This window comes from Solibacillus daqui (assembly GCF_028747805.1).
Classification (GTDB): Bacteria; Bacillota; Bacilli; order Bacillales_A; family Planococcaceae; genus Solibacillus; species Solibacillus daqui.
The window spans coordinates 223173-244481 of the sequence record NZ_CP114887.1; the positions used below are offsets into that span (position 1 = coordinate 223173).

At 38.9% G+C, this 21309-nt stretch carries 13 protein-coding genes and 9 tRNA genes; 19 read left to right on the plus strand and 3 right to left on the minus strand.

Annotated features, from left to right (window positions below; genetic code table 11):
- The first annotated feature begins 3 nt into the window (after window positions 1-3).
- The 9 genes from O7776_RS01105 (at window position 4) to O7776_RS01145 (ending at window position 809) form a co-directional block, all read left to right on the plus strand.
- A tRNA-Arg gene (locus O7776_RS01105) sits at window positions 4-80 on the plus strand.
- A 23-nt stretch (window positions 81-103) separates the two neighbouring features.
- Window positions 104-180: transfer RNA gene (locus O7776_RS01110), tRNA-Pro, on the plus strand.
- A 7-nt stretch (window positions 181-187) separates the two neighbouring features.
- Window positions 188-263: transfer RNA gene (locus O7776_RS01115), tRNA-Ala, on the plus strand.
- Window positions 264-282: 19 nt separating this feature from the next.
- Window positions 283-375: transfer RNA gene (locus tag O7776_RS01120), tRNA-Ser, on the plus strand.
- 31 nt (window positions 376-406) lie between these two features.
- Window positions 407-482: transfer RNA gene (locus O7776_RS01125), tRNA-Asp, on the plus strand.
- A 9-nt stretch (window positions 483-491) separates the two neighbouring features.
- A tRNA-Phe gene (locus O7776_RS01130) sits at window positions 492-567 on the plus strand.
- Between the two features lie 6 nt (window positions 568-573).
- A tRNA-Ile gene (locus O7776_RS01135) sits at window positions 574-650 on the plus strand.
- Window positions 651-659: 9 nt separating this feature from the next.
- Window positions 660-735 (plus strand) — tRNA-Asn (locus O7776_RS01140).
- A gap of 2 nt (window positions 736-737) precedes the next feature.
- Window positions 738-809, plus strand: a tRNA-Glu gene (locus O7776_RS01145).
- 52 nt (window positions 810-861) lie between these two features.
- On the opposite strand, the gene O7776_RS01150 is transcribed toward O7776_RS01145, so the two are convergent.
- Window positions 862-1935: an S-layer homology domain-containing protein gene (locus tag O7776_RS01150; protein ID WP_274308834.1), complete on the minus strand. Its 1074-nt coding sequence runs from the start codon at window positions 1933-1935 to the stop codon at window positions 862-864.
- Between the two features lie 221 nt (window positions 1936-2156).
- Here O7776_RS01150 and O7776_RS01155 point away from each other — a divergent pair, with 221 nt between their 5' ends.
- Window positions 2157-6830 carry an S-layer homology domain-containing protein gene (locus tag O7776_RS01155; protein WP_274308835.1) on the plus strand — a complete coding sequence of 1558 codons (4674 nt, stop codon included), beginning with the start codon at window positions 2157-2159 and terminating at the stop codon, window positions 6828-6830.
- A 272-nt stretch (window positions 6831-7102) separates the two neighbouring features.
- Window positions 7103-8032: an AEC family transporter gene (locus O7776_RS01160; protein WP_241367285.1), complete on the plus strand. Its 930-nt coding sequence runs from the start codon at window positions 7103-7105 to the stop codon at window positions 8030-8032.
- A 216-nt stretch (window positions 8033-8248) separates the two neighbouring features.
- Here the strand turns inward: O7776_RS01160 and O7776_RS01165 are convergent, their stop codons facing one another.
- A complete protein-coding gene (locus O7776_RS01165; RefSeq protein ID WP_274308836.1) occupies window positions 8249-9739 on the minus strand; it encodes a catalase in 1491 nt (496 codons plus the stop codon).
- A 442-nt stretch (window positions 9740-10181) separates the two neighbouring features.
- On the opposite strand from O7776_RS01165, the gene O7776_RS01170 reads away from it, so the two are divergent.
- On the plus strand, window positions 10182-12029 hold the full coding sequence (locus tag O7776_RS01170; RefSeq protein ID WP_274308837.1) for an SLC13 family permease: 1848 nt from the start codon (window positions 10182-10184) through the stop codon (window positions 12027-12029).
- A 202-nt stretch (window positions 12030-12231) separates the two neighbouring features.
- Here the strand turns inward: O7776_RS01170 and O7776_RS01175 are convergent, their stop codons facing one another.
- Window positions 12232-13689: a response regulator transcription factor gene (locus O7776_RS01175; RefSeq protein ID WP_274308838.1), complete on the minus strand. Its 1458-nt coding sequence runs from the start codon at window positions 13687-13689 to the stop codon at window positions 12232-12234.
- Window positions 13690-13845: 156 nt separating this feature from the next.
- On the opposite strand from O7776_RS01175, the gene O7776_RS01180 reads away from it, so the two are divergent.
- From O7776_RS01180 to O7776_RS01210, 7 genes are all read left to right on the plus strand, one after another.
- Window positions 13846-15186 (plus strand): YjiH family protein, encoded by a 1341-nt coding sequence (locus tag O7776_RS01180; RefSeq protein ID WP_274308839.1) that lies wholly within the window; start codon window positions 13846-13848, stop codon window positions 15184-15186.
- Between the two features lie 96 nt (window positions 15187-15282).
- The gene (gene hutU / locus O7776_RS01185) at window positions 15283-16944 is read left to right on the plus strand and encodes a urocanate hydratase (protein WP_420802144.1); all 1662 of its coding nucleotides are present in this window, start codon (window positions 15283-15285) and stop codon (window positions 16942-16944) included.
- Between the two features lie 3 nt (window positions 16945-16947).
- On the plus strand, window positions 16948-18219 hold the full coding sequence (hutI, locus tag O7776_RS01190) for an imidazolonepropionase (RefSeq protein WP_274310427.1): 1272 nt from the start codon (window positions 16948-16950) through the stop codon (window positions 18217-18219).
- Window positions 18216-19187: an agmatinase family protein gene (locus O7776_RS01195; RefSeq protein WP_274308840.1), complete on the plus strand. Its 972-nt coding sequence runs from the start codon at window positions 18216-18218 to the stop codon at window positions 19185-19187. Before hutI ends, O7776_RS01195 begins: the two co-directional genes overlap by 4 nt.
- 260 nt (window positions 19188-19447) lie before the next feature.
- Window positions 19448-20668, plus strand: a complete 1221-nt coding sequence (locus O7776_RS01200) for an amidohydrolase (protein ID WP_337999452.1) — start codon at window positions 19448-19450, stop codon at window positions 20666-20668.
- Window positions 20669-20785: 117 nt separating this feature from the next.
- Window positions 20786-21070 carry a hypothetical protein gene (locus O7776_RS01205; RefSeq protein ID WP_274308841.1) on the plus strand — a complete coding sequence of 95 codons (285 nt, stop codon included), beginning with the start codon at window positions 20786-20788 and terminating at the stop codon, window positions 21068-21070.
- Complete coding sequence (locus O7776_RS01210) at window positions 21057-21275, plus strand: hypothetical protein (protein ID WP_274308842.1); 219 nt, start codon at window positions 21057-21059, stop codon at window positions 21273-21275. The genes O7776_RS01205 and O7776_RS01210 overlap by 14 nt, the downstream gene beginning before the upstream one ends.
- Window positions 21276-21309: the final 34 nt, after the last annotated feature.

A 21309-nucleotide genomic window follows, 5' to 3' on the forward strand; every position in this document is an offset into this window, starting at 1 on the left:
TTAGCGCCCGTAGCTCAATTGGATAGAGCGTTTGACTACGGATCAAAAGGTTATGGGTTCGACTCCTGTCGGGCGCGCCATATATATTTTTAAAATGACAGATCGGAATGTAGCTCAGCTTGGTAGAGCACTTGGTTTGGGACCAAGGGGTCGTAGGTTCGAATCCTGTCATTCCGACCATTACAATGGGGCCTTAGCTCAGCTGGGAGAGCGCCTGCCTTGCACGCAGGAGGTCAGCGGTTCGATCCCGCTAGGCTCCACCATATATTTCATTTTCCCTTTGGAGGTATACCCAAGTCTGGCTGAAGGGATCGGTCTTGAAAACCGACAGGCGGGTAACACCGCGCGGGGGTTCGAATCCCTCTACCTCCTCCATTTTAATTTTATAAGTTTTAAACAATATGTTGGTCCCGTGGTGTAGCGGTTAACATGCCTGCCTGTCACGCAGGAGATCGCCGGTTCGATCCCGGTCGGGACCGCCATTTTTTTGTGGGTTTGTAGCTCAGTTGGTAGAGCATTAGATTGAAGCTCTAAGTGTCGGCGGTTCGATTCCGTCCAAACCCACCATATTATGGGCCTATAGCTCAGCTGGTTAGAGCGCACGCCTGATAAGCGTGAGGTCGATGGTTCGAGTCCATTTAGGCCCACCATAGTATGTTTCCGAAGTAGCTCAGTTGGTAGAGCATCCGGCTGTTAACCGGCAGGTCGCAGGTTCGAGTCCTGCCTTCGGAGCCATTGGCCCGTTGGTCAAGTGGTTAAGACACCGCCCTTTCACGGCGGTAACACGGGTTCGAATCCCGTACGGGTCATACACTTGAAAAAAAGCACATCGCTAAATGCGATGTGCTTTTTTATATTCATTTAGTTCGTTTCAAGCGTTAATGTACCATTGTAGTTTGTTCCTTTGTCGCGACCGGCTTCGCAATAATATTCAGTTGTCTTAATAACGTTAGTACCGATTTTTTCAAATTCAATGACACAACGCGTGCCTTCAGATGTTTTGTTTAGGCGCGCTTTTTTATCTGAAACAATTGTTGCTACGCCTTCAACTGTACCTGAGTTCCAACCATCGTATGTGTAATAAGTGACGTTGAAACTGGATTTTGAACTGTTGGTAATCGATAAAATACGTCCACGTGAATCGAGATCGTCATTTCCATATGTGTAAAAATACGTGTACTCACCGTTCCATGTTTTGTTTGGTTTGTTGTTTGCTTCTGTAGACCAATTGGAGCCTTTTCTTAGTGATTTGTCGAGTATGTTACGTGCTAAATTTGCGCGCTTATTGAGTGTGTAGTGCTCTGTATTTTCAAAGCTTTGTTCGGCTTTAGGTGAAATATAGAAAAAGCTTTTTGATTGTAGCTTGTAAAAGAAAACAACAAGCTGTGCGCGAGTTAAATGATTCGACGCACCGAAATAGCGTTGGAGATTAGTGTTTTCATACTTCGGATTTTGTCCAGAAGTAATGTAATAATCTAATAAAAATTGAATGGACGAATTGAGCGTCGTGTCACCGTTGAGCATATATGCAAGGGCTTGAGCAACAGTCCCACGAGTAACGGCTGAGCTACGGATTTGATTATCGAAGTAACCATTTAACGGAACTTGGTAAGCAGCAAGCGTATTATAAATGGCATCCGAGGCAATTTGTTTTTTTGAAAATTTCATGAGCTCCTCTTCAACAGGCTCTAAATCGAAATAACTGACGAATATTTGGGCAAACTGCTGCTCGGTGACGGCCTGATTTGGGCGGAATGTGCCGTCAGGATAGCCGTGAATTATATCAAATTCATATGCCCATTGAATGGCTTCAGAAGCGTAATGGCTCGTCGGTATATCTTTAAATAATTGTTTAGCCTCGGCGTTATTGGCTGGAAGTGCCAAGCTACCGAGGGAAATGATTGCACAAAAAATCGCAATGAAATAACATTTCACAAATGTTCCTCCTTCATGCTTGGTTTTATTTTACAGTAACATGTATCGTTTCTTCCTGCAAATAGAGATATATTAGCGCTTTGTACTAGACATTTTTTACGAAATGGCATCTATTTGCTTAGTTCGTTACCTATTTTTGTTCTAAATTATGGGATGTCTGCCGATATAAAAAGTAATGTGATTTTGTATATATTTAGAAGTGAGAAGGAGATGTGTCATACATGAACCATTCAAAAAAAATCTTAGCTGCGTTGGTTGCAGTGCCGGCCAGTGTCTTAGTGGCAGATGGGGCTTTAGCGGCTGAAGAGACGGTTAGTTTTGAGATAAATAATGCATTAACTAATGGAAATGCAATAACAGTAGAATCAGTAACAACTATTCCAGATTTAGAAAATACGATTTCAACAAATTTAACGGCATTAAAAACTTCTTTTATTTATGAATTAAATGGAAAGACGAAGGAGCAAGCCAAGGAAGAAGTAGATAAGGTTTTTCAACAATTAAAAAATAACATAGATAATGATACAGCGTTAAAGGCTTATGGGTACTTAAAAAAAGCAACGGTTCATATTACTCAAACAGGACAAGATGCAGCTGTTAAATCTACTATCTCATTTACTGCGGAATATTTTGCTGATCAGACAACGTTAAGTATATTAAATAACAGTCCTGCTTTGTTACAACAAACAGGTATTTCAGCCCAAACGAGTACGATAGGAAAAATTAAAGCTGCACACGATTTTTTAATCAAAAATAATAGTTATAATGCTACTAGTCATGGTTTGGCAGGTTTTAACTCAAAAGGGGCTTTATCATCGCATGCATATGCAATGTGGACTTACTTATTGTTAAATAAGGCGGGTATTAATGTGCAGTATGTATACGGACTTGCAGATGGAAAGTACCATTCTTGGAATATCGTAAAATTAGATGATGGCAAATGGTATCACTTGGATGTGGCAAAAGATGAAGTGGCTTCTAATGGTACGAATATTTCATATAAAAACTTCTTAACAAATAATAGTCAAACGGTTATTTTAGGGGCCCCTTCAGTAACTTCATTTGATTCTAAAGATATCTTTAAAACGATTACAAATTCAGTTCAAGTAAATGATGCAATCTATTATGTTGATGAGGAGAAGGCAGGGGAGTTATTCCATGTGGCTTTAACTAATTTAACTCCAACTTCTCTAAAGGCACATACAAATATCGGAAATTTAGTATTAGATTCAACAAATAAAGTCGTTTATTTTATTAATAATAGCTCGGGGAAGGCACTATATCAAATTGCGCCTAGCACACCAACTACGGCTACAAAAGTAGTGAATGAATCCTTAAGCAACATTCGCTATGACAGTACATTAAATAAATTAACTTTAACCAATCAAAATAAACAATCTTTTGAATATACGTTAACATCTGTAACAGATGCTGCAAAATTCGATCAGCTAGCACTAGACAAAATAAGAGAAGCTGTTAATGCGTTAACATCTCCAGTAACAGAGGCGCAAAAGGCAAAATTAGTTGAGCTGTATTATATGCTAACAGAACATCAAAAAACAAAACTTCAAACGTCGATGCCTGCCTACTATGCTGAAGTAAGTAATGCAATTAGCTCTTTAGATAGTGCAGTACAAACGGTTATAACAGCTATTGACGCGCTGGGAGATTCAAGTCAGTGGACTTCACTAGAAATTGAAAGTGTTTTAGCATTATACAATGCATTAGGAACGAAAAAATCGAGCGTTTCAAATAGCGCAATATTAGAAAATGCCAAAAATCAATTAAACATCTTTAAAGACTTAGATGCAAATTTAGGGACATTTATTGATACTTTCCCTACAGACAAAGAAAAAACAGCAACATACTATACAGAGCTAGCAAAGATTCAAGTAAAATTAGATAGTTTGGAAAGCGCATTAAAAGCAGAACTTTCTTTTATAACAATCTCTAAATTAGAAAGCATGATTTTTGAAAAACAACAGTCTATTGAAACAGTGAAAAAGCTAACAGACCAACTAGATTCGATCATCACAACGAGTAAAGATTATATTGCTGATGTTGATGTGCTTGAAGCAAAATACCTTCTGATTAAAGGAAACAACAAATTAAACGCATTGCTAACAACTACTGAACGACAAAGTATCGAAAATCATATCAATGAAGTTGTGAAAATGAGAGTAGTTATTAAAGAATTTAAGGATAATAACTACATAGCAACAATTAGCGCAATTTCTAATGAAACACCATATGACCCAGATAAATTAACGCAAGCATATATTAATAAAATAAAAGCAATTGATGCGCTCATAAAAGCAGGTATTCATGATTCACAATGGCAAGAGATTCTGAAAGGACAAACAACATTAACTAAAGCAGATGCGTTAAACAAAGTGGCAGGCTTCTTATTACGTGTGGAAAATGCTCAAGGTAGTTTAGATGCTGTAGCGTTAAAGGTAACAGAAGAAATTGAAAAATTTAATGCTTCTCTATTAACAACATTGGAGCAAATTGAAAATCGTAAACCTCAAGACTTTATTGATGCTTTCAGCGCGTTAAAAATTAAATTAGAGGGTACGGATTTTGCTGGTACGGAAGAAAATTTAGAAATTATTTTTACATTGTTAAGTGTAGAATTACTCAATACATGGGAACATCACGAATCAATTACTCAAGATATTAGTATGACAGTTACTTCTTATCAAAATAAAATTGCAAACTTAGAAAACGATCCAGCACTTACGATAGCAAAAATTGATGCATTATTAGCTGAAATTCAAGCATTGGATCCAATTTATCGGTTATATACTACAGATGTATCCAAGTTAGAAAAAAAGAAATCTGAATTAGCTGATGCAAATCTTGAACAACAAGCAACCGCATTTATACAAAAGATGCACGCTCTATTGTTAAAGAATACAAACACACCGGTTACTTATACTGAAATGAAAGTTCTTTGGGACGAATATGAGACAAATGCTGTAGCTGCCATATATAAAGAGAAGGTTGAAGCAGAAGCACGCTTTGCGGAATTCAAAACGTTATGGGAAAAATTAAAAGCGGAAGACCAACTTATCAAGGAGCTTATCCAAGAAATTGCTGGGTTATCAACTGCTTCTTCATTAGAACAATTAAAGGCAACACAGCAAAAATATGATGCATTAACTACAGAACAGCAAGCGCTCATCACCAATTATAATCAGCTAGAGGAATTACTCCAAAATCTTGTAGAACTTGAGGATCGAGACGCAGCCCAAAAAGTAATTGATATGATTGCTGGACTAACAAATGAAACATCAAAGGCGGATATTGATAAAATTCGTGTAGCCTATAATGCGTTAACAGAGACAGCAAAAGAGTTAGTTCCGGAGCGTACAGTAGACGTGCTAGTTTACTACGAATCACGCCTAAAAGAGCTGTCCGAGCAAGCCAAAAAAGAAGCAGCAGTGGTGCAAGACCGCATCGACCGCATTACAAGCAGCTACACAGAAGCTCAAATTAAAAATATTCGTATTGCGTATAATGCCTTAAGCCAACTGGCGAAGGAATACGTAACAAACTTACAAAAATTAATTGATGCCGAAAAAAACATCATTTACCAAGATACCGTTGTTAAGCAGGCCAAGCTGGATGCCAATGCATTCGACGTTTACATGAATGACATCAATCGTAATTCAACGAAGGCTGAAATTGCGAAGGCACGTGCATACTACAATAGTTTATCTTACGAGGCAAGAAAGTATGTGACAACGTACGAAAAGCTTGTACGTTTAGAGACGATGTGGACAGACCCGAAATATATTGATCTTGTGTATACGTACTACCCTGACTACATCCATGATATGAAGCCAGGCGCGATTATTATTGAGAAACCAAAATATGATTCAATTTATATTCCAGATGATTCTGAGACAAGTTCGTCATCGTCTTCATTCACAGCATCAACGGATTGGTCAACATATGAAACAATGAAATATCAAAATGGCCGTTATACAACGTCTATTACGACAACACAGGCACAAAATATTAAGGACCGTAGCAAAATATTAAAGGCTGATGAAATTGAGATCGTCATTCCAACTGCTGATTTAAAAGCGTCAACAGCAACAGTTGGTGTGACAGTGAGTGTAGCTAACAACCAGTTGAACATTCAATTTAAAGAAGGGAAGCAGGCGAAGATTTTCTCAGAATATGTAGAAATTCATGTACCGTTTAGCGTGTTAAATGGCAATGCTTCTCAAATTATCGAACGTGTGTCAGCATCGAATTCGTCAGCATCGTTTAAAATTGAGGGCACAAACTTTATTATTCGAACAAAATCAAGCGGAACATTTAAAACAGCAACAGCTTCCGTATATAGTGATCTTCCGAATAATACGCAAGGTACAGCAATGCGCGAATTAGCGAAGCGAGGCATTTTATTTGATACAAATTCACGTTTATCTCAAAGCTCTAAGCAAGTGACGAAATTTGAAGTGGCGTCAATGATGGCGATAGCGCTTGATTTATCCAGCAGCAATCACTCTAGTTACCAAGATGTCACAAATGAACAAGACTTGAGTCATGTACAGGGCTTATTAGAGGCCGGTATTATGAGTGGTTTCACTTCTTCGTACTTCAATGGTGAAGGGACTGTAACAAAGCAAGAAGCAGCGATTATGATTGCCAATATGTACCGTTACTTAAATCGAGATGTCTCAAGAGTATATAGTGGCTTCCAATCAAGCTTTAAGGATATTTCGTATTTATCGCTAGAGGCACGTCAAAGCATTGCCATTTTAGAGCTATTCGGAGTTGTGAAGGCGACGGATTCATTTGAGCCAACGAAGCAATTAACACGCGGTGAGTTTGCAGAGCTATTCTACAACGCACTCACAGCAATCGAATATTTATAAAGTGAAACTTTGCTCGGTGGGCATTTTCTTCATTCCCACTGAGCATTAGCTTTCACCAATCGGGCTTTTAGGGCCAGTTTGAACGCCCACTTAGCTGTCTACTGACTTTGAAGTGGGCGTCTTACTGGCCCTTAATGCGGGATAAAATTTACGTCTATGATCTTTATGGTCATAGACGTTTTTCACGTTAAAATGTCAAACTTCAAACGCATGGACGAAATAATACGTTATAATAAACAACTAGAGTAATTAGGCACAAAGGGAGTGCTCGGATGGATTATTTATCGATGATTTTCTTCAAAATAGTTGCACCGATTTTAATATTATTAGTTATTGGTGCGGTGTTGCAGCGGAAGTTTCAATTTAATTTAAAAGCGCTATCTCACCTCATTACGTATTGCTTCATGCCAGCCGCCGTTTTTATTAATATTTATGAAACATCAGTTGAACTGAGTGTTATTGGTCAGATTACGGCATTTATTGTACTGTTTATTGGCTCACAAATGTTACTTAGCCAGCTTTTAGTTAAGCTAATGAAGCTCGATAAAAAAGAGGGCGCGGTATTTAAAAATAGCGTCGTACTCATTAACTCCGGTAACTACGGAATTCCAGTTGCACAAATGATTTTTGCGACGCAGCCTATCGGAGTAGCGATACAGGTAATTCTCGTTATTTTTCAAAATATGACAACGTATACATATGGGTTGTACAATTTGATTTCGTCGACAAAATCGGGATTAGCCATTGTAAGGGACTTTTTGAAAATGCCCATTGTCCATGCGCTTATTCTGGGAGCATTGTTAAACTTTTTAAATGTACCGATCCCCGAAACGTTTAGCATTCCGATTCAACATATTGCAAACGGCTTTGTCGCAGTAGCATTAATTACGTTAGGGGCACAGCTATCAACGATTGAGATGCGAACGATGTTTAATAAAATGATTTTTGTTAGCTGCTTTACGCGTTTAATCATTGGTCCTGCGGCGGCACTTCTTATTATTTTTGCAATCGGGTTAGATGGTGTGGTTGCACAATCGTTATTTATAGCAAGTGCGTTCCCAACATCGCGTAATAGCTCGAGTCTTGCATTAGAATACGATATTGAATCGGCAACAGCAGCACAAACCGTGTTGTTTTCAACAATTATTAGCTGTTTAACGGTAACGGTCGTTATTTATATTTCGAATATATTATTTGTTTAAAGCGCTATTAGGTGGATTTCCACTTAGTAGTGTTTTTTTATGTTAGAAATTTTAATATAAACTTGAATTACACTATTTGAAAATGATCAATTTATTGCACTATAACGGGTGCGGTGGCGGTGCTGCTTGAGAAGTAACATGGAAAGGTACAAACGAAAAAACCGCAAGTACTATAGCATTAGTACTTGCGGTGTGTAAGCGATTATAGGTTGGATATTAAACAACGCTACTACTATCTTTGTAAGGATTTGAAAGCTCCATACCGTCTAATGATAGACCCATAGCTTTTGCTACACCTTCACCATAAGCCGGATCAGCTAAGTAGCAGTGTAAGATGTGGCGACGTTTAATGAAATCTTCAACGCCATTCATTTCAGCTGCCGTCGTTTCGAATAAACGTTGTTGCTGTTCTGGAGTTTGAAGACGGAATAATTTACCTGGTTGCTCAAAGTAGTTATCGTCATCTTGACGGTAGTCATAGATGTCAGCAGGGCCATCAAGCGCTAATGCAGGGTCTTTGTATTGTGCTTGACCTTGTAATGCACCATAGCTGTTTGGATAGTACGTAATTGCTGAACCACGGTTTCCATCGGCACGCCCTTGACCATCGCGGTGGTAAACCATAAATGGACATTTTGGTGTGTTTACTGGAATTTGGTGATGGTTAACACCTAAACGGTAACGAGTTGCATCTTGATAAGCGAATAAACGCGCTTGTAACATGCGGTCTGGTGAGAATGAAATACCAGGTACAACGTTAGACGGAGCAAATGCAGCTTGTTCAACATCAGCGAAGTAGTTTTCTGGGTTACGGTTTAATTCGAATTCACCAACTTCGATTAATGGGAACTCAGATTTGAACCAAACTTTTGTTAAATCAAATGGGTCGTCTTTGTGGTTACGTGCTTGCTCTTCTGTCATCACTTGGATGTACATTTTCCATTTCGGGAAATCGCCTTTTTCGATTGATTCGAATAAATCACGTTGAGAAGATTCGCGGTCTTTACCGATAATTTCAGCGGCTTCTGCACCTGTTAAGTTTTCGATACCTTGCTGAGAACGGAAGTGGAATTTCACATATACGCGCTCGCCTGCAGTATTAATCATTGAATATGTGTGAGAACCGAAACCGTGCATTTTGCGGTAGCCGTTTGGAATGCCACGGTCAGACATAACGATGGTCACTTGGTGTAATGCTTCAGGTAATGAAGTCCAGAAATCCCAGTTTGAGTTCCCGTTATGCATGTTCGTTTTAGGGTCACGCTTAACAACGTGGTTTAAGTCTGGGAAGTGTAATGGATCACGGAAGAAGAATACAGGTGTGTTATTACCAACCATATCCCAGTTTCCTTCTTCAGTGTAGAATTTTAGAGCAAAGCCACGGATATCACGCTCAGCGTCAGCCGCACCACGCTCACCAGCTACTGTAGAGAAGCGAGCGAACATTTCTGTTTTTTTACCAATCTCAGAGAAAATTGCCGCTTTAGAATATTTTGTAATATCATGTGTCACGGTAAAAGTACCGAATGCACCAGAACCTTTCGCGTGCATACGACGCTCTGGAATTACTTCACGGTTGAAGTTTGCTAATTTCTCAATTAAAAATACGTCTTGTAATAGAACCGGACCACGACGGCCAGCTGTTTGTACATCATCGTTAGATACTACTGGAGCTCCAGTAATCGTTGTTAAACGTTCATTTGTCATAAGTAAGTTTCCCCCTAAATAAATTAATTTTGAAAAACTCTTCGTTAATAATCATAACAAATCTAAATCGGAATTGCTACTACATTATAATAATTCTTTTTAAGTAATGTTTATATTAAGATAACAATTATATATTGTGATAATTATTTGCTCTCTTAGTTTATTAAACTCATATGCCTTGTACCCGTAAGGATTATCCTATAAACATCTGTACTGGAAAGGTTTTTTTTCCAATGAAAGTGCAACAGTTTTGTTAATATTGAATGACTTCTGGGCGTTTCCACTATACTGGTATTGAAAATAGATTATTATAATTGAAAACGTTGTGTCTAATTATTGGTTGAATCCGCATCTTTTCTGTGACAACTGTTGAAAGCGGAAGAGATATTGAGTTCTATCCTATATAATGGTGGGCGAGTATATAGAAAGAAAGGAAATAACTATGCAATTAACGTTAACATTTATTATTTTAGCGCTGACAATCATACTATTTACAACAAATCGTTTTCGTGCAGACCTTGTTGCGATTATGGCGTTATTATCACTTGTTGTATTAAATATTTTAACGCCTCAGGAAGCATTGGCCGGATTTTCGAATTCGGTTGTTATTATGATTGCGGGGCTGTTTGTAGTTGGTGCAGGAATTTTACGTACGGGACTAGCTGGGATGGCAGGGAATTTACTATTAAAATGGTCGGGTGATAGTGAGTTACGGTTATTCATTTTGTTATTAATTATCGTAGCAACGGTTGGCGCATTTATGAGTAATACAGGAACGGTTGCACTCATGCTACCAATCGTTGTATCAATTGCGCTTAGTATTAAGATAAGTCCCTCGAAGTTTTTAATGCCGCTTTCCTATATTGCAAGTATGTCGGGATTGATGACATTAATTGCTTCGCCAACGAACTTAATCGCGTCTCAAACATTAGTAGATCATGGCTTTGAAAAGCTTGGTTTTTTTACGATTACACCAATTGGGATTGTAGCAACGATAACAGTCATCATTTATTTAGTTTTAGTGCGTAATACATTGATACCAAATGATGAAAAACGTTCACAATCTAATGAAGGTTATAAATTGTCACCCAAAAAACTTGCGAAAGAATATGATTTACAAGATAAACTTTTCCGCACGGTTGTAAGTGAGCAGTCAACAATTATGGATAAAAAGCTTGCTGATTTAAAATTACCAGCAACATACCATATTTACATTATGAAAATTAAGCGTGGTGCAGCGCAGGAAGGCATTAATTTGCGTCCGATGACCTATCAAGAGCTTGCAGGTCCTACAAGTGTGATTTACGCAGGGGATGAGCTATATGTTCAAGGATTAGCACAAGATGTTGAGCGCTTTGCACAGGATTTTGCGTTAACGATTCAACCGTATGAAGATAATGTAAGAGAATTGATTTCGAAAAATATTGGGGTAGCGGAAGTTCTGTTGACACCACAATCGCGTTTAATCGGTGAATCCGTAAGTAAAATTGGTTTCCGTGAAAAGTATAATCTCAATATTTTAGGAATTAACCGAAAAGGGGATTACTTGTTAAAAAATATGGCCGAGCAAAAATTGCGATTCGGGGATGCGATTTTAGTGCAAGGCACGTGGGATGAAATTGAACTGTTATCACGCGAAACACAGGATGTTGTTGTTGTTGGGCAGCCACGCGAACAGGCAGGTGCAGCAGCTGCGAGCGGAAAAGCACCGATTGCTGGTATGATTATGCTTTTAATGATTGGTTTGATGGTATTTGAAGTATTTGATGCGGTTATCGCAGTACTGATTGGCGCGGTATTAATGATTCTTACAGGCTGCCTACGAAACATGGATGATGCCTATGGTAAAATGAATTTTGAAAGTATTGTACTTGTAGCTGCAATGCTTCCAATGGCAACAGCGCTTGAAAATACAGGCGGAATGACCATTTTAGCAGACGGAATTATCCATTTACTTGGAGGTTTCGGTCCGTACGGGGTATTAATGGGTATCTATATATTAACCGTCGTCTTCGGTCAATTTGTTAGTAATACGGCAACGGCTGTATTATTTTCACCAATTGCGATTACAGCAGCACTAGCAATGGATGCAAACCCGTATACATTTATGATTGGCGTTGCAGCTGCGGCGAGTATGGCCTTTGCAACACCAATTGCTTCTCCGACAAACTCACTTGTATTAACTGCAGGTGGTTATAAGTTTATGGATTTTGTAAAAGTAGGCGTTCCACTACAAATCATTATGTTTATTGTCATGATGATTACAGTCCCATTATTATTTCCATTTTAACTTTTTAAAGCGAGTGTCCAAGCACCCGCTACACCGCCTCGGTTTTTCTGAGGCGGTTTTTTTGTTAAGGGAACTACAATTTGTAGTATCTTATATAATTTTTGTGCAAAATAATGTGTTGAATGGAGATGTTGGAAATGAAATTCCATCATTGAAGAATCATAAAAAAATTTGATATTTCTGTTTTAACTAAAGGGGCATATTAGCGCTTCCGTTCTTTTTCCATTCGGTAGCGATAAGGTGTGACATGATAATATTCACGAAAAACTTTAATAAAATAATTACTATCTGAAAAGCCCACTGATTCGGCAATCGTTCCAATGGGAATGGTTGTTTCAAGCAATAATTTAGCCGCCTGTTGTACACGAAATTGCTGTAAAAATTTTTTTAAAGGTACACCCAATTTTTTCGAAAATAAAGTGCTTAAATAATTGGCGTTAATATTTAAATGCTGCGCAATCATTGTTAAAGATAGCTCATTATTTTCATAAGACGACTCAATATATTCCACCGCCAGCTCCGCATAATTTGCAGATAAAGTTTGCTGCGAATCCAATTTAATTTGGATAAGCTGCTGCGTGAATAAAATAAATTCCTGCACAATCGCATATAAAATGGGATGCTCCAATATTAAGTGAAATAATGCACGATACTGTGTTTCCATTTTTGCTTGATGATGTAAATGATATTTCAACATAAAACGTCGGATTTGTGCAAGGATGCTTGTTAAATGAATACGCACTTCATCTTGTGAGTAATAGCAATTCGGTGCGGTCAATTTATATAAAAACTGCTTCACCGCAGTTAAATTGCCCTCCTCTAAAGAAGTAATCCAAAGTTGCTGTTCCTCGGGTGTGAGTAACGGATCCAAATACGATAAAGAAATAGATTGGGAAGTTAAAAAAACATGCTCATAACCTTTATAAAAGCGTTGTGTCAGTACTTGTTTTGCCTCAGTATACATGTCCCGTAAAGTGGCATCCGCTCCATCATAAATAGCGATATTTAGAAATTCCTCGGTCATCGTATACCATTCCCGTATAACTAAGCGTAAGTTTTTAATGAGTTGGGCTTGCTCCTGCCCTGAAATTAAACATATAATACGTTTTTGCAATGGAAATGCTGTGAGCTCTGAAAAAATAGGCGACTGCATAAGCCAATGATAAAGCTGTAAATTTGAATCGAAGTTAGAAGGCTCAATTAAAACGAATTTTGATTGTGCCGACTGAATAATTTGCGGCGAATTTAAAAACAAATCAACGTACATTTGGGCATCGGTTTGCATTGAATTAGTAAATGGGACGGTACTTTCGAGAGCTGGCAACGTCATCAATGTTGATTTTAATTGCTCTAAAGGAATCGGCTTCACAAATAATTGCTTTGCTTGCAATGAGATTGCTTTCATCGCGTGCTGAAAAATCGGCTGTGCGGTAAAACAAATAATGTGAAGTGCTCGATTTTTTAGTAGCTTCTCAACATGTGAAGTGACGAGTGCCACGTCGACCATAAGAATAGTTGGTTCAAATGAATGAAGCATTCGCTCTAAATCCATCGTATCTGTAATCCCCGAAAATTGCATACCACTTGAAAAATAATTTTTTAAATACCACTCAATGCCCTGTATTTCAGCTTGATCACGCTCCAATAATAAAATACGCATTAACTACATCCCACCTTATAAAAATACTATTTTATATAAAATTACTATTAATATTTAATAAATAACTCATTCCTATATAAATTTACTATAAAGACATGTTTTTTTCTATTTATTCTAAATAAAAAGAAATTTATAGTGTAGCAAAGGGGTGGAAAAATGACAAATTATCAACAGGAACAAAATCAAGAGCTTGGAAAAGTTGGAAAATCCGAATTGTCTTTATTTGTGAAAATGATTATTTGCAGTTTCATTGGTATTTTTAGTTTCTTTGTATCATTTGAATGGAATGGCAAAAAAACAATATTAGTTGACCACGTTGTAAGCGCTTTTTCTACGCATATGCCAACTCTAGTAAATGGTTATGTTTTAATTTTACTCGTGCTTGGTGCGTTCTATCCATTTGTCACTAAAAAATGGAAAACATCAGCTGTAACGATGGTGCTATCTATTTTTAAAATAGGTGGACTTGTAGCTGGGGTAATGCTTATTTTTGGCTTCGGTCCAGCTTGGTTATTTAATCCAGATATCGGTCCGTTTTTATTAGAAAAATTAATTAAGCCAGTTGGTTTAGTTATTCCAATTGGATCTGTATTTTTAGCCTTACTTGTTTGTTATGGATTGCTTGAGTTTATAGGGGTGCTCATGCAGCCGGTAATGAAGCCTGTTTTCAGAACACCAGGTCGCTCAGCGGTAGATGCGGTCGCTTCATTTGTAGGAAGTTATTCGGTAGGTTTAATTTTAACGAACCGAGTGTATAAAGAAGGAAAATATACAGCACGTGAAGCGGCAATTATTGCAACTGGTTTCTCTACGGTATCGGCAACATTTATGGTTGTTGTAGCGAAAACATTAGATTTAATGGAGCATTGGAATATGTTTTTCTGGGTAACGCTCGTTGTGACGTTTATCGTAACAGCCATTACAGCACGTATTTACCCGTTAAATAAAATTAAAAATGAATATTATGAAGATGCGACACCACAGCCAGAAAAAGTGGTGACGAAGGATCGCTTGAAAACGGCTTGGACAGAAGCGGTGGAGGGGGCAGCTGCCAATCCATCCTTAGGAAAGAACTTATATATTCATTTAAAAGATGGTTTGATCATGGCAATGGGTGTCATTCCTTCAATTCTATCGATTGGATTACTAGGCTTGGTTCTGGCTACTTATACGCCATTATTTGATTGGTTAGCATATCTTTTCGTGCCATTTACGTATCTATTGCAAGTTCCAGAGCCGATGTTAGCAGCAAAGGCAATGTCTGTATCAATTGCTGAAATGTTTTTACCAGCAGTAATTGTAGCGGGTGCTGATATGGTTACAAAGTTTATCATTGCGGTGATTTCGATTTCGGCAATTTTATTCTTCTCGGCGGTAATACCTGTAATTTTATCAACAGATATTCCATTAACGATTCGCCAAATGATTATTATTTGGTTTGAGCGTGTCGTATTAACACTTATCATCGTAACACCAATAGCATTTTTCTTATTTTAGAGCAGTAAATTGTGCTGAGAACAACATTATGTAATACGCCTGAGAAAAACTACCTTAGGGCGTAATTGAATAGTAATTTAAAAGGAGCGAATTAAGATGGTATTTAAAACAAATATTCGAGCACCAAGAGGAAATGAATTAACATGTAAAGGTTGGACGCAGGAAGCTGCGATGCGTATGTTAATGAACAACTTAGACCCGGAAGTTGCAGAAAATCCAGATGAGCTCGTTGTGTATGGCGGTATTGGGAAGGCGGCCCGTGATTGGGAAAGCTTCGATAAAATGATTGCTACATTAAAAGAATTAGAGAACGATGAAACAATGCTTGTCCAATCAGGAAAGCCGGTTGCGGTATTTAAAACACATGAAAATGCACCCCGCGTATTAATTGCGAACTCAAACTTAGTACCAGCATGGGCAAATTGGGATCACTTTTATGAATTAGAAGAACGCAACTTAATGATGTACGGCCAAATGACAGCGGGCTCATGGATTTATATCGGAGCACAAGGAATTTTACAAGGGACGTATTTAAGTTTTGTTGAAGCAGGGAAAAAGAAATTTGGTACAGCTGATTTACGTGGAAAGTTCATTTTAACAGGTGGTATGGGTGGTATGAGTGGTGCTCAACCACTAGCTGGAAAAATGGCGGGTGCAGTTATTTTAGTTGTAGAAGTAGATCGTACGCGCATCGAACGCAAAATTAAAGAGGGTTACTGTGATTATCTTGTTGAAACAGTGGATGAGGCGATTGCGCTTGTGAATAAGCTAACTGCTGCAAATGAACCGGCTTCGATTGGATTAGTAGGAAACTGTGCCGATGTAAACCGTGAATTATTAAACCGTGGCATAATCCCAGATTTCGTAACAGACCAAACTTCTGCGCATGACCCAATTAATGGATACGTTCCAAATGGTATGACGTTGGAGGAAGCGTTAAAGCTACGCAAATCAGATGTGAAAACATATGAGCGTCTTGCAAAAGAAACAATGGCAGAACATGTTCGCACAATGCTTGAATTCCAAGAAGCAGGCTCTGAAACATTCGATTACGGAAATAACATTCGTGCTTACGCAAAAGAAATGGGTGTAGAAAATGCCTTTGATTTCCCAGGTTTCGTACCAGCGTATATTCGTCCGTTATTCTGCGAAGGAAAAGGACCATTCCGATGGGCGGCATTATCGGGAGACCCTGAAGATATTTACAAAACAGATCAGCTTGCAAAAGAAATGTTTGCTGAGGATGAAGGTTTAGTGAATTGGATTGATATGGCGCAAAAAATGGTGAAGTGGCAAGGTTTACCGGCACGAATTTGCTGGTTAGGCTATGGCGATCGTCATCGTTTCGCATTAAAAGTAAATGAAATGGTTGCCAATGGCGAATTAAAAGCACCGATTGTTTTCGGTCGTGACCATTTAGATTCAGGTTCAGTTGCTTCACCAAACCGTGAAACAGAAGCGATGATGGACGGTTCAGACGCAGTATCAGATTGGCCGTTATTAAACGCATTAGTAAATACAGCAGGTGGCGCAAGCTGGGTAAGCTTACATCATGGTGGCGGTGTTGGTATGGGTTATTCTCAGCACGCAGGTCAAGTATTAGTAGCGGACGGCACACAATTAGCAGCAGATAAAATTAATCGCGTATTAGTAGCAGATCCAGGAATGGGCGTTGTACGTCACGCGGATGCAGGCTATGAAATCGCAATTCGTACAGCAAAAGAAAAAGGCGTTAATATGCCAATGTTAAAAGGATGATGAATCGTGGCAATTTTAATTAAAAATGCAAATGAAGTCATTACGATGCATTCGAATGTAGAAGGTCCTCGTCGAAAGGAACAGATGAATGAGCTGGGACTGCTGAAAGATGTTTGTGTGCTTTTAGATGGCGAGCAAATTGTCATGATTGCACCACTTGAAGAGCTTGAAGCAACATTTCCGCACTTAGTACAAAGTGCTGAAGTGATTGATGCAACAGGGAAAATTATTATGCCAGGTCTTGTAGATTGCCATACACATTTAGTGCATGGCGGTACGCGTGAGCATGAGTTAAATATGCGCCTTTCTGGAAAAACGTATATGGAAATAATGAATGCAGGTGGTGGCATTCATTACACAACGACAAAAACACGCGAAGCAAGCTTTGATGAACTGTATGAAAAAACGTACAATCATTTAAATGATTTTTTACGCTACGGTATTACAACGGTCGAGGCAAAGTCAGGCTACGGTCTTGATTGGGAAACGGAAAAAAGACAGTTAGAAGTAGCAAAAAAATTGCAAGATACACATGCGGTGGATGTTGTTTCGACCTTTATGGGTGCCCATGCAGTGCCAGCTGAGTATAAAGGGAATGAGGAAGCATTTGTTGAGCTAATCATAAATGACATGATTCCAAAAGTTGCTGAGCTAGGATTGGCGGAATTTAACGATGTGTTTTGTGAGAAGGGTGTTTTTACGCCAGAGCAATCACGCCGCATTTTAGAGGCTGGGAAAGCATATGGATTAACGCCGAAAATTCACGCGGATGAAATTGAACCGTATGAAGGTGCTGAATTAGCTGCTGAAGTAGGCGCTATTTCAGCGGAGCATTTACTCGTTGCTTCAGATGAAGGCATTGAGGCGATGGCGAAAGCCGGAACGATTGCCGTGCTATTACCGGGAACAGCGTTTTTCCTTCGCGCACCTTATGCAAGAGGACGCTTAATGGTGGACAGTGGTGTACCAGTTGCCATTTCGACTGATTTTAATCCGGGTTCTTCTCCTACGATTAGCTTGCCGTTCGTACAAAATTTAGCATGTATGAATATGGGCATGACGATGGAAGAAGTGCTTTGTGCGACAACGGTCAATTCAGCGTATGCGATCAATCGTGGGAACGAAATTGGCACGCTAGAGAATGGGAAAAAAGCGGACGTACTTATTTTAAATGTACCGAACTATAAGCAACTACAATATTTCTATGGCATGAATCATACGGATACTGTGATTAAAGCAGGGAGAGTGGTTGTGAAAGGTGGCCAACTACTGTGAGCGAGCTATTTGTAGCGCCAAGTGTGACGTGGAATCGCAAGTTGCATGAGGATATGAAGGTAAAAGACTGGATTGAGCCGAGTTTTGGGAATTTCCCGGCAGCTGTGGATGTTGTGTTAACTGGAATCCCATTATCACGTTCATCAATCAGTGCATCAGCAGCGTCCGAATACCCCGATTTTTTCCGTAAGGCGTGGCACTTATTTACAACCTATTCAATTGATGAAAACGTTGATTTTCGCGAAATGAAGGTGGTAGATGTAGGCGATGTGAAAATGCATGGCACGAATATTTTACAGTGCCATGCCAATATCGAAGCAGCAATGAAAAACGTGTTAAGTGAGTGCCCAAACAGTTTTTACGTGCAAATCGGAGGCGATCATTCCATAACTGCACCAATTGTTCGCGCATTTCAGGAGCATACGAACAAACGCATTGGCATTTTACAGTTTGATACCCATTTAGATTTACGTGCTACCGATTCAGATGGCCCAACAAACGGTACGCCAATCCGCCAGCTGCTTGATGCAGGTGTGGTGCGTGGTGAGGACGTTTACAATATTGGACTTCACGGCTTTTATAATGCACCGAGCTTAATTCGCGCGGCAGATCATTACGGCGTGAACCGTATAACATTAAAGGATTTTCGTCGTAAAGGTGCAAGTGTCTTAATTGCTGAAGTAATGGCCGAGCTTGCTACGAAGGTCGATATTGTCTATGTCACGGTTGACATGGATGTACTTGATATTACCTATGCACCAGGAGTTCCGGCATCTACACCAGGTGGTATGCGTACGGATGAGCTGTTTGATTTATTATTTGAGGTTGGGAAGTACGAACATGTATGTGGCATGGACTTTGTTTGTCTGGATCCTCACCGTGATTCGCGGGAGCAGCAAACTGTCAAGGCCGGGGTATATGCCTTTTTACAGGTGATGCTGTCGCGATTTATGCATGTAAAAAAATAATGGATTCAAGGGCTGTCCGGAAAGTTAGTTCAAGAGTAAGCTTCTTCAAATAAATTAATGTGAAGAGAAGGGGTGTTAAAAGTTAAATAGACTTATAACACCTCTTTTTTATTTGTTGATAAGCAGAAATTTTTGGATTTTTAGCAATGTCTAGGTACTTACGCTAGTTCCTCGTCCCATCAGCATGCCCCTTTAAAAGTGGTGGATCGTTTACTGAGTTTTGTATAATAATACTAATTTAACTGAAGAGGTGATATATCATGAGTTTACTATTAAAAAATGTCCGTCTTGAAACAGGATATCAGTTTGAAAATGAAGAAGTCATCAGAACAAATACCGAGCTAATGGATATTTTGATGGAAGATGGCGTTTTTAAAAAAATAGAAAAGCAAATAGAGCCATCAGAAAATGTGACAGTACTTGATGCAAAAGGTCGTTTATTATTACCATCATTAAAGGATATGCATATACATTTAGATAAAACGTATTACAGCGGGCCATGGAAAGCACCGACAATTGCTAAAAAGGGCATTTGGACACGTATTGAAGAAGAACAGCAGTTATTACCAAAGCAACTGCCCGTAATGGTTGATCGTGCACAAGCGATTATTGAACTCTTAATTAGTAATGGTCATACGCATATTCGAACACATTGTAATGTAGATCCACTAATCGGAACGAAACATGTTGAGTTGGTACTTGAGCTTTTAGAAAACTACCGAGATAAAATTACATACGAGTTAGTGGCATTTCCGCAGCACGGGTTATTGCACTCACAGGTGGAACAACAATTGCAGCAAGCGTTACAAATGGGCGCAACGCATATTGGGGGATTGGACCCAGCAACTGTCGATCAAGATATAAATCGCTCTCTCGAAACGATGGTCCGCTTAGCGCATGAGGCAGATAAAGGGATTGATATCCATCTACATGATGGCGGGACACTAGGGGAATATGAAATCCATCGTCTCATGGATTATTTAGAGCACTATCAGTTTAAAAATGAAGTAACAATTAGTCATGCCTTTGCATTGGCAGACATTTCGACAGCTTCATTAGAAAAATTAATGGAACGAATGAAGAAGCATCAAATTAATATTGCAACAACTGTGCCTTTTGGACAAAATCGCCCAACGATTCCAGTTTTCCACTTAACAAACAGTGGCATTGGTGTTGCCGTGGGACACGATAGCTTAACGGATCATTGGTCACCTTTTGGTTCAGGTGACACCGTTGATAAGCTGAAAATTTTAGCGGAGCGCTTTTATTGCAGTGACGAGCGCCGATTAGGACAGTGCTGGAAGTTTGGCTCTGGGAATATAACGCCGCTAAATGAGCAAGGTCTTCAGCAATGGCCAAAAATAGGTGATGAGGCAAATGCAGTGTTAGTTGAAGCAGTATGTAGTGCGCAAGTAATTGCACGTAATCGTCCAATTGAATACGTATTGTTTCGAGGGAATGTAACGTTTGAAAAACAGTAATTGTAGGGAGAGCTAAAAATAGCTCTCCTTTTGTTCGTTGATTGTATTAGTAATTTATTGGTAAAAATATGAAACTTAACCTTTTCCTTGACGTATATAGAAGGAGGAGGTGTGTGTATGTTTAAGCGTAAAATGTTGTTCTCGTTATTCGGAGCATTGATTATACATATCGCTTATGTTCTGATACAGCTATTAATTGGCATTATCCAAACGTTTTTCTATCAGCCTCAATTTGCACCGAACGATGTTGTATTGCAATCAGAGGTAGTGTTTGGGTTTATTATGCAGGGTACGCCACTAATATTACTCGGGAGTTATGTTATTGTCGCAGTCGTGTTGTTTACAATATTAAATACAAAGGAAGCATTAAAAAGAAAGGTGCGAGGTCATGATCGAAATTAACGGAAAATTTACCGACGCCAAAATTTATACGAATCGCCCACAGCAGGTAGCAATTGAGCAAATTGATGAGCTCGTAAATCAGTCGTTCATGTCGGGGACAAAGGTTCGTATTATGCCGGATTATCATGTTGGTAAGGGCTGTGTGGACAAGACGTGGATTTTGATAAAGCCTACAGTTCACATTATAAATAACTCGCAAATTTGAACAGCTTGATAAACCAATCAGTTTCCCGCTATAC

Coding starts and splice junctions, on each gene's coding strand:
- O7776_RS01155 (WP_274308835.1), top strand. CDS start 2,157: ATGAACCATTCAAAAAAAATCTTAGCTGCGTTGGTTGCAGTGCCGGCC.
- O7776_RS01205 (WP_274308841.1), top strand. CDS start 20,786: ATGTTTAAGCGTAAAATGTTGTTCTCGTTATTCGGAGCATTGATTATA.
- O7776_RS01210 (WP_274308842.1), top strand. CDS start 21,057: ATGATCGAAATTAACGGAAAATTTACCGACGCCAAAATTTATACGAAT.
- O7776_RS01180 (WP_274308839.1), top strand. CDS start 13,846: ATGACAAATTATCAACAGGAACAAAATCAAGAGCTTGGAAAAGTTGGA.
- O7776_RS01165 (WP_274308836.1), bottom strand. CDS start 9,739: ATGACAAATGAACGTTTAACAACGATTACTGGAGCTCCAGTAGTATCT.
- O7776_RS01170 (WP_274308837.1), top strand. CDS start 10,182: ATGCAATTAACGTTAACATTTATTATTTTAGCGCTGACAATCATACTA.
- O7776_RS01160 (WP_241367285.1), top strand. CDS start 7,103: ATGGATTATTTATCGATGATTTTCTTCAAAATAGTTGCACCGATTTTA.
- hutU (WP_420802144.1), top strand. CDS start 15,283: ATGGTATTTAAAACAAATATTCGAGCACCAAGAGGAAATGAATTAACA.
- O7776_RS01200 (WP_337999452.1), top strand. CDS start 19,448: ATGAGTTTACTATTAAAAAATGTCCGTCTTGAAACAGGATATCAGTTT.
- O7776_RS01175 (WP_274308838.1), bottom strand. CDS start 13,689: ATGCGTATTTTATTATTGGAGCGTGATCAAGCTGAAATACAGGGCATT.